Annotated in this window: 14 protein-coding genes and 2 tRNA genes; 8 read left to right on the top strand and 8 right to left on the bottom strand. The window is 67.3% G+C overall.

Translation table 11 applies throughout. The features are described from left to right. Positions 1-24: 24 nt before the first annotated feature. The 4 genes from Q9246_RS09305 to Q9246_RS09290 all read right to left on the bottom strand — a co-directional run bounded on the left by Q9246_RS09305 (position 25) and on the right by Q9246_RS09290 (position 5963). Complete coding sequence (locus Q9246_RS09305) at positions 25-2442, bottom strand: TonB-dependent siderophore receptor (RefSeq protein ID WP_306397201.1); 2418 nt, start codon at positions 2440-2442, stop codon at positions 25-27. A gap of 78 nt (positions 2443-2520) precedes the next feature. Further along, on the bottom strand, positions 2521-3465 hold the full coding sequence (locus Q9246_RS09300; protein ID WP_306397199.1) for a FecR domain-containing protein: 945 nt from the start codon (positions 3463-3465) through the stop codon (positions 2521-2523). Further along, positions 3462-3968 (bottom strand): sigma-70 family RNA polymerase sigma factor, encoded by a 507-nt coding sequence (locus Q9246_RS09295; protein ID WP_306397198.1) that lies wholly within the window; start codon positions 3966-3968, stop codon positions 3462-3464. Before Q9246_RS09295 ends, Q9246_RS09300 begins: the two co-directional genes overlap by 4 nt. 90 nt (positions 3969-4058) lie before the next feature. Further along, a complete protein-coding gene (locus Q9246_RS09290) occupies positions 4059-5963 on the bottom strand; it encodes a hybrid sensor histidine kinase/response regulator (RefSeq protein ID WP_306397197.1) in 1905 nt (634 codons plus the stop codon). 239 nt (positions 5964-6202) lie between these two features. Here Q9246_RS09290 and Q9246_RS09285 point away from each other — a divergent pair, with 239 nt between their 5' ends. After that, positions 6203-8446 (top strand): ATP-binding protein, encoded by a 2244-nt coding sequence (locus tag Q9246_RS09285; RefSeq protein ID WP_306397195.1) that lies wholly within the window; start codon positions 6203-6205, stop codon positions 8444-8446. Positions 8447-8457: 11 nt separating this feature from the next. Then, a complete protein-coding gene (locus Q9246_RS09280) occupies positions 8458-8913 on the top strand; it encodes a response regulator (protein ID WP_306397193.1) in 456 nt (151 codons plus the stop codon). Here the strand turns inward: Q9246_RS09280 and Q9246_RS09275 are convergent. Further along, positions 8895-10544: a response regulator gene (locus tag Q9246_RS09275; protein WP_306397192.1), complete on the bottom strand. Its 1650-nt coding sequence runs from the start codon at positions 10542-10544 to the stop codon at positions 8895-8897. The genes Q9246_RS09280 and Q9246_RS09275 overlap by 19 nt on opposite strands. Before the next feature lie 191 nt (positions 10545-10735). Here Q9246_RS09275 and Q9246_RS09270 point away from each other — a divergent pair, with 191 nt between their 5' ends. From Q9246_RS09270 to Q9246_RS09260, 3 genes are all read left to right on the top strand, one after another. Further along, positions 10736-11026, top strand: coding sequence for a hypothetical protein (locus Q9246_RS09270; protein ID WP_306397191.1), 291 nt, complete (start codon positions 10736-10738; stop codon positions 11024-11026). Between the two features lie 61 nt (positions 11027-11087). Continuing rightward, positions 11088-11531 carry a YeeE/YedE family protein gene (locus tag Q9246_RS09265; protein WP_306397189.1) on the top strand — a complete coding sequence of 148 codons (444 nt, stop codon included), beginning with the start codon at positions 11088-11090 and terminating at the stop codon, positions 11529-11531. Continuing rightward, on the top strand, positions 11528-11959 hold the full coding sequence (locus tag Q9246_RS09260) for a YeeE/YedE family protein (protein ID WP_306397187.1): 432 nt from the start codon (positions 11528-11530) through the stop codon (positions 11957-11959). The genes Q9246_RS09265 and Q9246_RS09260 overlap by 4 nt, the downstream gene beginning before the upstream one ends. A gap of 56 nt (positions 11960-12015) precedes the next feature. Here the strand turns inward: Q9246_RS09260 and Q9246_RS09255 are convergent. Beyond that, positions 12016-12091: transfer RNA gene (locus tag Q9246_RS09255), tRNA-Asn, on the bottom strand. Positions 12092-12235: 144 nt separating this feature from the next. Here Q9246_RS09255 and purT point away from each other — a divergent pair. From purT to Q9246_RS09240, 3 genes are all read left to right on the top strand, one after another. Then, complete coding sequence (gene purT / locus Q9246_RS09250; protein ID WP_306397186.1) at positions 12236-13450, top strand: formate-dependent phosphoribosylglycinamide formyltransferase; 1215 nt, start codon at positions 12236-12238, stop codon at positions 13448-13450. A 130-nt stretch (positions 13451-13580) separates the two neighbouring features. Continuing rightward, on the top strand, positions 13581-14048 hold the full coding sequence (locus Q9246_RS09245; protein ID WP_306397185.1) for a hypothetical protein: 468 nt from the start codon (positions 13581-13583) through the stop codon (positions 14046-14048). Between the two features lies 1 nt (position 14049). Beyond that, a complete protein-coding gene (locus Q9246_RS09240; protein ID WP_306397184.1) occupies positions 14050-14427 on the top strand; it encodes a hypothetical protein in 378 nt (125 codons plus the stop codon). A 74-nt stretch (positions 14428-14501) separates the two neighbouring features. On the opposite strand, the gene Q9246_RS09235 is transcribed toward Q9246_RS09240, so the two are convergent. Both Q9246_RS09235 and Q9246_RS09230 read right to left on the bottom strand, forming a co-directional pair. Continuing rightward, positions 14502-14577: transfer RNA gene (locus tag Q9246_RS09235), tRNA-Asn, on the bottom strand. Positions 14578-14643: 66 nt separating this feature from the next. Next, positions 14644-15402 (bottom strand): alpha/beta fold hydrolase, encoded by a 759-nt coding sequence (locus Q9246_RS09230; RefSeq protein ID WP_306397181.1) that lies wholly within the window; start codon positions 15400-15402, stop codon positions 14644-14646. Between the last annotated feature and the right edge of the window lie 4 nt (positions 15403-15406).

Below are 15406 nucleotides of genomic sequence, written 5' to 3'. Positions count from 1 at the left end.
TATTCTCATTTCAATGAAGACCCTTCACCAGCCATGGGTCAGGCTCAGGATGGCCGTGCGCCGCTCGCCGAAGACGCAGCCGTCGGCATAGCTGCAATTGGACACGTACTGCTTGTCGGCCAGGTTGCGCACATTCAGCGCGAGCTGGGTGCGTTGTCCCAGCGGATAGCGCAGCGCCAGGTCGGCCAGGGTGACCGACGGCACCCGCATATCGTAGCTGAAACCCCATACCGCGGAACGGCGGTTCACGCCCAGGCCCAGTTCGAGGCCGGCCAGCGCGCCGTCGAAACGGTAGTCCAGCCAGGCCGCCGCCTGGTTGCGCGGCGTGTACGGCTTTTCGCGTCCCAGGTCGGCGCCATTGCTGCGCGTGATCTCCGAGTCGAAATGGGTATACGACGCCAGCAGGCGCAGCGCGCGCGTGAGCTGGGCCTTGGCTTCGAACTCCACGCCGCGCACGCGGATCTCGCCGGTCTGGATCTGGGCCCAGGGGTTCGACTCGGGCGGGTTCGGGTCGGGCGTCAGCACATTACGCTGGCGCAGGTCGAACACGGCCAGCGTGTACAGGCTGTTCGAGCCCGCCGGCTGGTACTTGACGCCGGCTTCGGCCTGGCGGCCCTTCGACGGTTCGAAGGCGCGGCCCTCCCCGTCCAGGCCCGAGACCGGATCGAACGAGGTCGAGGCGCCCGCATACAGCGCCACGCCCTGCGGGAACAGGTAGCCGAGCGAGGCGCGCCAGGTGGTGGCGTCATCCCGCAACGGCGCATCGACCTCGCCCAGGTTGTCGCGGGTGCCGCCGCGCGCGCGGTCGTTGCGCGCGCCGAGGGTCACGGTCCAGCGCTGCCAGCGGATCTGGTCTTGCAGGTAGAGGCCGGACTGGCGGCGCGTGGTGCGCTCGTCGATCGCCTGCGCGAACTCGCCCAGCGGCTGGCCGTAGACGGGGGCAAACACGTCGAGCGGGCCTTCGTCGGCGGAATAGAAGTCCCACTGGTCGCGAATGCGGCGCCAGTCGGCGCCCAGCAGCAACGTGTGCTGCAGCGCGCCGGTGGCGAAGGTGGTCTCGAGCTGGTTGTCGATGCCGCTCAGCGACAGTTTGTTGCGGTTGTCCCAGGCGTAGCGGTCCACCGTGCGCAAGTCGGCCGCCCACGAGGCGCCGTAGTAGTCGACCAGGCTGAACAGCTCGCGCATGTTTGCCCGGCTGTGGCGTCCGTTCTGGCGGAACACGGTGGCCGGCGTGAAGCGGTGCTCGAGCAGGTAGCCGATCGACGATTGCTCGCGCCGCATGCCATCGAAACCGGGCTCGCCCAGGAAGCGGTCGAGCGGCACGGTTCCATTCGGATTCGGCAGCAGGGTGCCTTCGGGCGGCAGGGGTTGGGCACGGCCACCGCCATCGTCCTTCTGGTAGTGGGCCAGCACGGTCAGGCTCGTTTGCGGGCCGATCTTCCACGCCAGCGCCGGCGCGATATAGCGCCGGTTGTTGTCCATGAAGTCGGACTGGGTGCCCGATTCGCGCACCAGGCCAGTCAGGCGCCAGCTCACGCTGCCGTCCTGCCCGAGCGGTCCGCCGACGTCGACGCTGGCCTGGTAGCGGTCGAAGCTGCCGACCTGCAGGCCCGCCTCGCGCAGCGGCCGGGACGTCGGGCGCTTGCTGACCAGGTTGACCAGGCCGCCCGGCTCCACCTGGCCATACAGGGCCGAACTCGGACCGCGCAGCACCTCGACCCGCTCCAGGCCATACGGCTCGATGCGCAGCTGGGCGCCCGAGACGTAGCTGGCGTACAGGCCCACGCCATCGAGGAACTGGCGGGCGGTGAAGCCGCGCGCGAACACGTAATCGTGCTCGGTGCTGGGGCCATTGCTGCCGATGATGGTGCCGGCCGTGTACTGCACGGATTGCTCGACCGATTGCGCGCCTTGGGCGCGGATCTGGTCGGCGGTGACGACCGAGACCGATTGCGGCGTCTCCAGCAGCGAGGTCGAGGTTTTCGAGGCGGCGCTGCTGCGTCGGGCGACGAAGCCGGCGGCGGCGGCATCGCCATCGCGCTCGGCCTCGCCGGTGATCACCACGGTGGGCAGGCGGGCGTCGACCCTGGCCGCCGGCGCCGGCCGTGCAGGCGCCGGCGACGGCATGGCGGGAGCCGGCTGGCGCTGCAGCGTCCATGCGCCATTGCCCTGGTCGCGCGCCTCCAGGCCGCTGTCCTCGAGCAGGGCCGCGAAGCCGGCTGGCACCGTGTAGGCGCCGGTCAGGCCCCTGGCCTGGCGGTCGCGCGCGAGCGCGGGGTCGAACGACAGCGCCACGCCGGAGGCGGCGGCGAAGCGGCTCAGCGCCGGGCCGAGCGGCCCGGCCTCGATACGGTAGGTGCGCGCCGGCGCATCGGCCGCGCAGGCAAGGGTGGGGACGGCGGCCAGCAGGCAGGCGGCCAGGGGGATGGCGGGGTACGGCATGGTGCTCTCCAGGACATGGGATTGTTCGGTGTTTCCTGATACAGGCCGAACGAGACCTGAAAACATGCAAAAAATTTTTTACGCGGCTTGCACGGTCACCCAATACCGCGTGGCGGACGCGATCCGCACCGGCAGCGACCGGGCCAGCGCCGCCAGCGCGCGGTCGGTATCGTCGAGCGGGAAGGCGCCCGACACGCGCAGCCGCGCCACCGCAGGATCGCAGGCCAGGCGCCCCGGCCGGTAGCGCGCCAGCTCGGCCACGACATCGCCCAGCGCGGCGTCGTCGACCACCAGGTGCCCTTCGAGCCAGGCGGCGGCGTCCGGGTCCGGCGCCGCGACCCGTTCGACCGCGTTGCCGGTCAGGAGCGCCTGCTCGCCGGCCTGCAGCACGATCGTCTCGCCAGAGAGAGCCGGCTGCAGCCGCACCGCATGTTCGAGCACGCTCACCACCGTGTGCCGGTCGCGCACGCGCACCGTGAAGCGCGTGCCCAGCGCCTGCGCCGTTCCGTGGGCGGTCTCGACCAGCAGTGGCCGCGGGTCGCGCCGGCCGCGCATGGCCGCGCTCTCGAGCAGGATCTCGCCGGCGTGCAGGCGCAGCAGGCGCTGGCCGGCATCGAAGCGCACATCGACCGCGCTGCGGGTATTGAGCACCAGGCGCGAGCCGTCTTCCAGATCCAGCGCCAGGCGCTGGCCGGGGGCGGTGCGGTGGTCGGCCAGCAGGGTGGCGCCCTCCTCCCGCGCCAGCCACGCGGCCCCGCCCACGCCCACCGCCAGGCCCAGCACGCGCAGCATGCGCCGCCGTCCGGGCGCCGCCACCTCTTTCAGGACCGGCATCCCGAGCCCGGGCGGCACGCTGCCCAGGGTGGCGCGCAGGCGTTCCAGCTTGTCCCAGGCGCGGCGGTGTTCGGGGTCGGCCGCGTGCCAGGCCGACCACGCGGCCTGGTCGGCGGCGCTGGCCTCGCCCGAACACAGGCGCGCATACCACGCGATCGCCGCGCGCCGCAGCGCCTCGTCGCCGCTCATGGCAGCGCCAGGTAGCAGCGCTCCAGCGCCTGCACCATGTAGTTGTTGACGGTACGGACCGATACCTTCAGCTCATCCGCGATTTCGGCATAGGTCAGGCCCTCGAGCTGCGACAGCAGGAAGGCCTGGCGCACGGCGGGTTTCAGGCCGTCCAGCATGGCGTCGATCGCGGCCAGGGCTTCGAGCACGATGGCGCGTTCTTCGAGGGACGGCTGCAGCGGCGCCGGCAGCGCGGCCAGCGCGTCCAGGTAGGCGCGCTCGATCGCGGCGCGGCGCTGCAGGTCGATCACCAGGCCGCGCGCGATGGTGGCGAGGTAGGCGCGCGGCTCGCCGCCCAGGGCGATGCCGGTGCGGCCCAGCAGGCGAATGAAGGTGTCTTGCGCCAGGTCGGCGGCCTGGCTCGGGCAGCCGAGCCGGCGCCACAGCCAGCCGCGCAGCCAGCCGTGGTGGCTGCGGTAGAGCGTGGTGATGTCTTCCAGCGCGAGGGGCTCGGGGGCGGGCATGGTCCGGCATGAACAAAGATTGAATGAGAATTATTCCACTTTGTGACCGGACCATCAAGCATTTTGCATGCTTGATGGTTAATTTGCGACTCAGTGCGCGCTGCGCAGGCTCCGCGCCAGATCCGACAGCCGGTACGGCTTGCTGACAAAGGCGAATTCGCCCAGCCGCTTGCGATCTAACCTCAGCGCCGGCTGCGGGTAGCCCGAGGCCAGCATCACCTTCACGTGCGGGTAGTGGTTGCGCGCATAGGCCGCCAGTTCGATGCCGTTCATCCCGTTCGGCATCACCACATCGGTGAACAGGATGTCGACGTCGCGGCTGGCCAGCAGGTTGAGGGCGTCGTTGCCGCTGGCCGCGGTCATCACGTCGTAGCCCATGCTCAGGAACAGCGACGACGCGACATCCAGCAGGTCGGGTTCGTCCTCGACGATCAGCACAGTCTCGCTCTTGACTTCCTCCAGGTCGTGCGCGTGCGAAGTCACGACCGGCAGCCAGATCACGATGCTGGTGCCCTCGCCCAGCGCGCTCTCGATGGTCACCTCGCCGCCCGACTGCTTGATGAAGCCATACACCTGCGACAGCCCCAGACCGGTGCCTTTGCCCACTTCCTTGGTGGTGAAGAAGGGTTCGAAGGCGCGCGCGATGGTCTCGGGCGCCATGCCGGTGCCGGTATCGCTCACGCTCAGGCGCAGGTAGTCGCCGGCCGCCAGCGGCGGCTGCTCGCCCTGGGCCAGCGCCACGTTGGCGGTCGCCACCACGATCCGCCCGCCGCCGGGCATGGCGTCGCGCGCATTGACCACCAGGTTCAGCACAGCCGACTCGAGCCGCGCGGCGTCGATCACGGCGTTGGGCGCCTTGGCCTCGAGCTTGAGCACGAAGTCGATCGACGAATTGGCGGCGCGCCGCAGCACGGATTCGAAGCCGCTGACGATGCGGTTGACGTTGCGCGTCTCGGGTTCCAGCGGCTGCTGGCGCGCGAAGGCCAGCAATTGCTGGGTGAGCGTGGCGCCGCGGTCGATCGCGCGCCGCATGCTGTCGAGCGTCTTGGCGTCGCCGCCCGGATTGCGCTGCATGCCCAGCACCTCGAGGCCGCTCGAGATCACCGACAGCAGGTTGTTGAAGTCGTGCGCGATGCCGCCGGTGAGCTGGCCGATCGACTCCATCTTCTGGGCCTGGAACAGCGCAGCCTGGGCTTTATCGAGCGCCTCGGCCGCCGCCTTCTTTTCGGTCAGGTCGCGCGTGACCTTGGCATAGCCCAGCAGGCGCCCGTCCTCGCCACGGATGGCGTCGATCACGACATTGGCCCAGAACCGGGTGCCGCCCTTGCGCACGCGCCAGCCCTCGGCCTCGTAGCGGCCGACGTCGCCGGCCGTGGTGAGCGCGCGCGCCGGCAGGCCGCGCAGGCGGTCTTCGTCGGTGTAGAACAGCGAGAAATGGTGGCCGACGATGTCGGCCTGGCTGTAACCCTTGATGCGCTCGGCCCCCAGGTTCCAGTTCGACACCACGCCCTCGGGCGTGAGCATGTAGATCGCATAGTCGGCCACGCCCTGCACCAGCAGGCGGAAGCGCTGCTCGCTCTCGCGCAAGGCATCCTCGGCGCACTTCTTCTCGGTGACGTCGCGCGTGATCTTGGCGTAGCCGATCAGCGTGCCGCCGTCGTCGCGGATCGGGTCGATCAGCACGTGGGCCCAGAAGCGGCCGCCGTCCTTGCGCACGCGCCAGCCTTCGGATTCGTAGCGGCCGTGATCGAGCGCCTGGGCCAGCGCCTGCGCCGGCAAGCCGCTGGCGCGGTCCTCGGGGGTGTAGAAGCGCGAGAAATGCTGCTGCAGGATCTCGTGCTCGAGATAGCCCTTGAAGCGCTGGGCGCCGGCGTTCCAGCTGTTGACGTAGCCCTGTGGATCGAGCATGTAGATCGCATAATCGCTGATGCCGGCGATCAGGTACTGGAAGCGCTGCTCGTCGGTCAGCGGCTTGACGGGTAGGGAGGTGTCCATGGTGGCGGTGCGACTCCGGTCTGCTGGGCCGATAAATTTGCCTATCATACATCTGCTGTACCGCAATTCGCCACGCGACCGTATTTGCGTGCGCGCCGGTAACCAGGTATCGCATTGTGACACTGGATATGACAGACAGACCAGTAATGACGGCCGAGTAAGAACCGGTATATGAATTCGGCTGTGCATTTCACGCTACAATGGAGCCCTGTTTCTTTCGCTCGTTTCTACACGGCATCATGACCCAGGCACTCCCCGACCAACTCGATCTCGCTGGCTGCGCCCAGGAACCGATCCGCACGCCCGGCAGCATCCAGCCGCACGGCTTCATGCTGACGCTGTCGCCTGCGCTCGAGGTGCGCCAGGCCAGCGCCAACCTCGCCCGCTGGAGCGGCGTCGAGGCGCAGGCCGCGCTCGGGCGGCCGCTGGCCGACACGATCGGCGCGGCGGCTGCCGAACGGCTGATGCTGGAACTGGGCAGCGGCACCCTGGGCCAGCGTCCCGCCTATCTCGGCACCGTCAGCCTGCCCAATGGCCGCCATTTCGACGTGCTGGCCCATGCCTGGGATGGCCTGGTGATCGCCGAATTCGAAGCGGTCGAACGCGCCCAGCCAGCCGACTTCCGCCACCTGTATCCACTGATCAGCGACTTCCTGGCGCGGGTGAACGACCACGCCTCGATTCCCGCGCTGACCGACCTGGCCGCGCGCCACGTGCGCGCGGTGACCGGCTACGGCCGCGTGATGATCTACCAGTTCGACCCCAGCGGCCATGGCCGGGTGGTGGCCGAGTCGAAGGCGGAGGACTACGATTCCTACCTGGGCCAGTCGTTCCCGGCCAGCGACATCCCGGCCCAGGCGCGCGAGCTGTACACCCTGTCGCCGATCCGCCTGATCCAGGATGCCGACTATGTGCCGGCGCCGCTGGTTCCGGGCGCCAACCCGGCCACCGGCGCGCGCAACGACCTGTCGTTTGCCGCCCTGCGCAGCGTCTCGCCAGTGCACCTGCAGTACATGCGCAATATGGGCACCCTGGCCTCGATGTCGGTCTCGCTGATCGTCAAGGGCAAGCTGTGGGGCCTGGTCTCGTGCCATAACGCGGCGCCGCGCCCGGTGCCGGTCGAGAAGCGCACCGCCTGCGAGCAGCTGGGTCAGATCCTGGCGCTGTGCATCGAGACCCGCGAGGACAGCGCCGAGCTGCAGTTCCGCCTCGACGTGCGCCGCATCATGGTCGAGCTGCTGGGCCGCCTGACCAAGGGCGCCGACTTCTTCGACAACCTGAGCGGCGTGTTTCCCGAGCTGCTGCGCTTCGCGCGCGCCGGCGGCGTGGCGATCGTGGTCGACGACCGCGTGCTGAGCTATGGCGACACGCCTGACGACGACGCGATCCGCGCGCTGTCGACCTGGCTCGCGGTGCACGGCCACACCGATCTGTTCGACACCAATCACCTGGCCGGCGCGTATGCGCCCGGCGCCGCGCTGACGCGCAATGCCAGCGGCCTGCTGGCGCTGCCGATCTCGCGCATCCACCAGCACTACCTGTTGTGGTTCCGCCCGGAGCTGGTGCAGACCGTCGAATGGGCCGGCAATCCGCACGAAAAACAGGCGGCGCCCGATGCGCCCACCCGGCTGTCGCCGCGCCAGAGCTTTGCCGCCTGGCGCGAGACCATCCACGGCCACAGCCTGCCCTGGCACGCGGCCGAGATCGAGCTGGCGGTCGAGTTCCGCAGCGCGCTGCTGGGCATCGCGCTCGAGCGCGCCGAGCAGATGGCCGAACTGGCCGAGGAACTCGGGCGCGCCAACAAGGAGCTGGAAGCGTTCTCGTATTCCGTCTCGCACGACCTGCGCGCGCCGCTGCGCCACATCGTCGGTTTTTCAGACCTGCTGATCGAATCGGCCGGCAGCGAAGACAGCGCCGTGCGCGAGCGCTTTTTAAAGAACATCAAGCAGTCGGCACGCCTGGCCGGCAAGCTGGTCGACGACCTGCTGTCGTTCTCGCAGATGGGCCGCGCGGCCCTGCGCCCGACCCGGGTCGACATGACCGAGCTGGTGTCCGGCTGCATCGACAAGCTGGGCATCGAGATCGGCCAGCGCAAGGTCGACTGGCACATCGAAGGCCTGCCGACGGTTCACGCCGATCCCAGCTTCCTGCACCTGGCGATGTTCAACCTGCTGTCCAACGCGGTCAAGTTCACTGGCACGCGCGAGCAGGCCGTAATCCGCATCTGGTCCGAGGACGCCGGCGAAGAGCATGTATTCCACGTGGCCGACAACGGCGCCGGATTCAATATGGACTACGTGCACAAGCTGTTCGGCGTGTTCCAGCGCCTGCACCGCATGGAAGACTTCCACGGCACCGGCATCGGCCTGGCGAATGTGCGCCGCATCGTCGAGCGCCACAACGGCCGCGTATGGGCCAACTCCGTACCAGGCGAAGGGGCAACGTTCTCCTTCGCCCTTCCAAAACAGATCGCATCCAACTAGGACCTCAGCCCATGCTCAAGCCCATCCTCCTGGTGGAAGACAATCCCCATGACCTGGAGTTGACCCTCATCGCGCTGTCGAAAAGCCAGCTGGCCAACGAAGTCGTGGTGGTGCGCGACGGCGCGGAAGCGCTCGACTACCTGCACCGGCGCGGCGAGTTCGCCGAGCGCCAGCTGGGCAGCCCGGCCGTGATCCTGCTCGACCTCAAGTTGCCCAAGGTCGACGGGCTCGAGGTGCTGAAGGAAATCCGCCATACCGAGGCACTGAAGGCGGTGCCGGTGGTGATGCTCACCTCGTCCAAGGAAGAGCAGGACGTGGTGCGCAGCTACGAGCTGGGCGTGAACGCCTATGTGGTCAAGCCGGTGGACTTCAACGAGTTCGTGCGCGCGATCGGCGATCTCGGGATCTTCTGGGCGGTGCTGAACGAACCGCCGCCAGGTTCGCGCCGCTACATCAAGCCGGCATGAGCCGGCGCTGACGGCTTGCCCGTCGCGCGCCGGGCGCGCCGCAGCAGATGGCGGATGCGCGCGCTCAGCGCATCCGGGTGATAGGGTTTCTGCAACAGGTGCACCGATGAGTCCAGCTTGCCTTCGTGCGCCAGCACGCCCTCGGCATAGCCCGAGGTGTACAGCACTTCGCATTGCGGCAGGTAGCGGCGCACGATCTCGCCCAACTGCAGGCTGCTGACCGGTCCCGGCATGATGACGTCGGTGAACACCAGGTCGACGTGGCGGCCGCTCTCGACGATCGCGGCTGCCTCCTCGGCATCGCCCGCTTCCAGCACGTCGTAGCCGAGCGCCGACAGGATGGCGCAGGTCGACGAGCGCACATCGTCCTCGTCTTCCACCACCAGGATGGTTTCCAACCCGCCGGCCAGCGCCAGGTCGTAGGACTGTCCGTCGTTCGCCACCGGCGCGGCGCTGCTGCGCAGCAGGTAGATGCGCACGCTGGTGCCCTGTCCCGGCTCGCTGCGCAGCACGATCTCGCCGCCCGACTGCTTGACGAAACCATAGGCCATCGACAGGCCCAGGCCGGTGCCCTGGCCGATCGGCTTGGTCGTGAAGAAAGGCTCGAAGGCGCGCTGCAGCACGGCGGGCGGCATGCCCTTGCCGGTGTCGGCGATCTCGAGCATCACATAGTCGCTGTGCAGCACTTCGGGCGGCAGGTCGTCGCCGTGGCCGACATTGGCGGCGCGAATGGTCAGGGTGCCGCCATCGGGCATCGCGTCGCGCGCATTGATGACCAGGTTCAGCAGCACGTTGTTCAGCTGGTTGGGGTCGATCATGGTGCTGCCCAGTTCAGGGGCGATCTCGGTCCTGACCAGGGTGCCGGCGCTCAGGACGCGGCGCGCCATATCGTCCATCTCGCGCATCATGTGGCCGGGATCGATCACCACCGATTGCAGCGGCTGGCGGCGCGCGAAGGCGAGCAGGTGCGAGGCCAGCTTGGCGCCGCGCTCGACGCCCGACAGGGCCATCTCGACGCGCCCGCGGGCGGCATCGCTCAGGCTGCCGACCAGCTTGAGCAGTTGCAGGTTGCCGCCGATGATCTGCAGCACGTTGTTGAAGTCGTGGGCCACGCCGCCGGTGAGCTGGCCGATCGCTTCCATCTTCTGCGCATGCTGCAGGGCCGACTGGCTGGCCGCCAGCTCTTCCTGGCTGCGGCGCAGCGAGGCGAAGGCCTGGTCGCGTTCGCGCCGCGCGATGCAGGCGCCGCTGTGGTGGCGCACGCGCGCCACCAGCTCGCGCGGGTCGGGCCACTTGACCATGTAGTCGCTGGCGCCGACCGCGAAGGCGCGCGCCTTGATGTCGGGGTCGTCCTCGGACGAGAGCAGGATGACCGGCACGTCGTGGGTGGCGGGATGGGCGCGCAGTTGGGCGATGACGTCGAAACCATCGAGGCCACCGGGCATGCGCAGGTCGACCAGCACCACGGTCGCGTCGACCTCGCGCGCCACCTCGACGGCGCGCGCGGGACTGGATTCATACATCAGCTGGTGACCGGCACAGCCCTTGAGGCCGTGGGCAATGATGTCCTGGGCGAACGATTCATCGTCGATCAACAGCACGGAACAGCGGGTGGAGTCGTCTTCGATCATTGCAACTGCGTCGCTTTCAGGCTGGATGTAACGTATTGCAAAGAAATACCGAGCGTTAATTCTACACCAATACCATTTTACAAGAGCCGAAGACCATCCTTTCTCCAATGAAAATATCGGGTCAAGCCTTGTACGGCAATCGTGTGCCCACCATATCGTATCCTATAACCGAACACAACCAGGAGCATGGGGTGACCGACAACTGCTGCCCGCTGTGTGGACGCCTTCTGGGGACGGCCAATATCGACCGTCACCACCTGATCCCGAAGACCTTCAAGGGAAAGGAGCAATTCGCGATCCACAAGATCTGCCACCGCAAGATCCACTCGGCGCTCACCGAGCGCGAGCTGCTGCAGACCTATCACACCTGGGAAGCCCTGCGCGGGCACGCGGACATCGCGGCCTTCATCGCGTGGGTGGCGAAAAAGCCGCCGGAATTCTATACGCGTACTTACACATCCAATAACAAGAAAAGTCGCTGAGCTTTATGCTCGCGACAACTTTCGCGCGTATCCGCGGTCCAAGACGGATCGGGGACACACCATGGACATCGACTGGGTCAACTTCACGCCATGGTCGGCACTGGCCGGCGGACTCTTGATCGGCTTGGCCGCCGGCGGCTTGCTGCTGTTCAATGGCCGCATCGCCGGGGTCAGCGGCATCCTCGGCGGCCTGCTGCGCCCGGCAAACGGCGAGACCGGCTGGCGCCTGGCCTTCCTCGCGGGCCTGGCCGGCGCACCCGTGCTCTACACGCTGGCGGCGCCGTTGCCGGCGGCCAAAGTCGACGCGGACTGGCTGGCGCTGCTCGCGTCCGGCCTGCTGGTAGGCATCGGCACCCGCTATGGCGGCGGCTGCACCAGCGGCCATGGCGTGTGCGGCATGGCGCGCGGATCGAAGCGCTCGCTGGCCGCGACCGCCGCCTTCATGGGCGCCGGTTTTGCCGTCGTCTATCTGCTGCGCCACGTCGTCGATGCGGGTGGCGCATGAAGATCCTGTGCGCGCTATGGGCCGGCCTGCTGTTCGGGATCGGGCTGATCCTGTCGAGCATGACCGATCCAGCCAAGGTGCTGGCCTTCCTCGACCTGGCCGGGAACTGGGACCCGTCGCTCGGCATCGTGATGGGCGGCGCGCTGCTGGCTGCGATGCCGGCGTATCTGATCGCCCGGCGCCGGCGCCGCAGCCTGCTGGGCGAGACGGTGCAGCTGCCGACCGCGACCCGCATCGACCGCAGGCTGCTGGTGGGCAGCCTGGTATTCGGCGGCGGCTGGGGGCTGGCCGGCTACTGCCCGGGGCCGGCGGTGGTGTCGCTGTTGGCAGGCGGGCTCGAGCCGCTGCTGTTCTTCCTGGGGATGGTGGCGGGGATGGGCGCGTACGAGCTGCTGGAACGGCGCGGGGCGCACGGCGCGCCGGCGTGAATACCTGATGCGCCACGCAAAAAGGGCCACATTCGCATGCGGCCCTTCTTTCATTCTGGCTCCCCGACCTGGACTCGAACCAGGGACCTGCGGATTAACAGTCCGTCGCTCTACCGACTGAGCTATCAGGGAATCGAGGCAACATTATAGCCGGGCGTTTGCAGTTTGACCAGTCCATCTTGTGCGCAGGGCCCGCCGCCGGCGCAAGTGGGACCCACTTTGCTATAGTCGCAGCTTCGACGGCGTCCGCGCCAGCCACTTATCTACTGACCGACCATGACCACTCCACGCACCTTCGGCACCCCGCTCGCCCCTTCCGCAACCAAAGTCATGCTGCTCGGCTCCGGCGAGCTGGGCAAGGAAGTGATCATCGCCCTGCAGCGCCTGGGCGTCGAGGTGATCGCCGTCGACCGCTACCCGAACGCCCCCGGCCACCAGGTCGCGCACCGCGCCCACGTGATCGACATGACGGACGGCGCCGCGCTCGAAGCGCTGATCGAGGAGGAACGCCCCGACCTGGTGGTGCCCGAGATCGAGGCGATCGCCACCGACAAGCTGGCCCAACTCGAAGCCGCCGGCCGCATCACCTGCATCCCGACCGCGCGCGCGGCGCAATTGACCATGAACCGCGAAGGCATCCGCCGCCTGGCGGCCGAGGAACTGGGCTTGGCCACGTCGCCCTACCGCTTCGCCAGCAGCCTGGCCGAACTGGAACAAGCCTGCGCCGCGGTGGGCTTTCCCTGCGTGGTCAAGCCGGTGATGTCCTCGTCCGGCAAGGGCCAGTCGAAGCTCGACACGGCCGGCGACGTGCAGGCCGCCTGGGACTACGCCGCCGCCGGCGGACGGGTCGATGCCGGGCGCGTCATCGCCGAAGGCTTCATCGATTTCGACTACGAGATCACCTTGCTGACGGTGCGCTCGCTCGGCGCCGACGGCCAGGTCGAGACGACGTTCTGCGAGCCGATCGGCCACAAGCAGGTACAGGGCGACTACGTCGAATCGTGGCAGCCGCACCCGATGCAGCCGCTGGCGCTGGAACGCGCGCGCGAGATCGCGGCCAGGGTCACCGCCAGCCTGGGCGGCCTGGGCGTGTTCGGCGTCGAGCTGTTCGTCAAGGGCGATGTGGTGTGGTTCTCGGAAGTGAGCCCGCGCCCGCACGATACCGGCATGGTGACGATGGCGAGCCAGGTACAAAGCGAATTCGAGCTGCACGCGAAGGCCATCCTGGGCCTGCCGGTGGACACCGCGCTGCGGGCGCCGGGTGCTTCCGCCGTGATCTACGGCCAGCTGGAGCAAGCCGGCATCGCCTTCGAGGGCGTGGCCGAGGCGCTGCGCGTGCCGGGCGCCGACCTGCGCCTGTTCGGCAAGCCGGAATCGTTCGCGCGCCGCCGCATGGGCGTGGCGCTGGCGACTGCCGACGATATCGAGATTGCGCGCCAGCGTGCGCTTGAGGCTGCAAGCAAGGTTAGGCCGGTACCTGGCGCGCGCTGATCGCCTGCCGACCCTGGGCGCTGCGTCGCGCGGCTGAATCCGGTCGTCGAGCGACGTTGCGCGGTGCCAATACTCTAGCACGGTTGAATAGGCATGATTGACTGCCTTATAGCCAGCCCAGGAGTGGCAAATGCACCCCCAACCACAGGATAGCCGCGGTTATTTCATGTTGCCCCAAGGGCCAGAAGGCGCGGGATATTATGTCTATGGAACACCTGCCCAAGGTGCCGGCCAGGTTGCGCATCCGGCGATGATAAATTTGCTTTTGTATGTTGACAGGGTATGGGCGACGTTGGATTCACGCAAATTCGGAATAGGTAATATCAGTCTGGCTGGCGGCAAGCCGTACGACAAGCACAGGACGCACAAGAAGGGACTTGAAGTCGATAAACGACCCATCCGAAGGGATCGCAAAAGACAAGCGGCATGCTGGCAATGGACTGATCAATATGATCAGGCCGCTACGGCGAGACTGATTGGACTCTTCCGAAATTATCCTGGCGTGAAAACGTTGTACTTCAACGATCCAGCTCTACGTCATCTCGCACGGCCGATGGGCGGCCACGACAACCATTTCCACGTAGAAGTCGGAGCCTGAAATGAAGATGCCAACGACCGCGATTCTCTGCTTCGCCGGGCTATGCTCCGTCGCTTATGCTGCTAAACCATGGGGCGGCACTTATACCGAATTCAAAGGTGGGTACCTCATCTATTCGGGCGCCTTGGGCGAAGAGGCAGCGCCCACGATGAACGACCGCAAGGCTGCGCTGTCCATCCAGGGCGACATGGCCAAAGCCCTGTTCGAATCGATTGGACCGGATCTGAAAGACGCGTGCGGCGCCTCAGCCGACTTGCGTGTGCGCGAGAAAGGCGATCTCGACTGCATATATGACAAAGATGAGCGCGCATCACCCTATGTTTGTCACTTCGGCATAAATCTGCGAACGGGCAAGAGCATACGCGGATCGATCTGCTAAAGATAGCTGGCACGCTCGTGTCACGGCCAGAAACGACAAAAGGGCCACGTTCGCACGCGGCCCTTTTTCAATTCTGGCTCCCCGACCTGGACTCGAACCAGGGACCTGCGGATTAACAGTCCGTCGCTCTACCAACTGAGCTATCAGGGAAAGGAGGCCGCATTATACCTGCTGTTTTCGATTTCGCAAGGGTTCACACGACGAAAAAATCGGATACTAGGTGTTTGTCCGCGCGACCAGGCGCTTCAAGGCATCCAGCACCGCCTCTGGCTCGGTCAGCTGCGGAAAGTGCGCACTGCGCCGCGCCTCGATCCGATCCCCCAGCGGCGACAAGGCTGCCAGCTCAAGCTGGGTACGCTCGCGCTCGCGCACCAGCGCCGCCGGCACCATCCAGCGCGGCAGGCGCTTGGTGCCGGACAACACCGTGACCGGCACTGGCGGAAACGCCGGCGCCTCCTGGATGTCCTTCACGGTTTCGAGCTCGTTCCGGATTTCGTCGAACTGGTCGCGCGGCGACATGCGGTCGAGCAGCTTGACGAAGCCGCGCTGCAGCGGCGACTGGAAGCGCTTGAGCGTGGTGACATCGCTTGGCGCCGTGGCTTCCAGGAACAGCACGCCCGCCACCTCGTCGGCGAAGGCGCGCGCGAACAGGTTGGCGTGCAGGCCGCCGAAGGAATGCCCGACCAGCACGAACGGCGGCTCGACGCCGGCCGCCTGCAGCAGCAGGCGCAACTGCGCCACCACGGTTTCGCCATACTGCGCTTCGCGCGGCCTGGGGCTGCCACCGACGCCCGGCCGGTCATAGGCAAACACGGTGCCCAGGCGTTCGATTTCGGGATACAGCTTGTACCACCCATCCAGCGGCCCGCCCGCACCATTGATCAGCACGATAGACGGCTTGCCCTGCCCCGACTTCATCAGGCGGAACATCTGCCCCTCGATCAGGGTGGCATGGCTTTTGGGCAATTGCTTCACGCGA

Origin of the sequence: Telluria beijingensis (assembly GCF_030770395.1) — a bacterium.
GTDB classification, from domain to species: domain Bacteria; phylum Pseudomonadota; class Gammaproteobacteria; order Burkholderiales; family Burkholderiaceae_D; genus Telluria; species Telluria beijingensis.
This window is presented reverse-complemented; position numbering and strand designations above follow the sequence as displayed.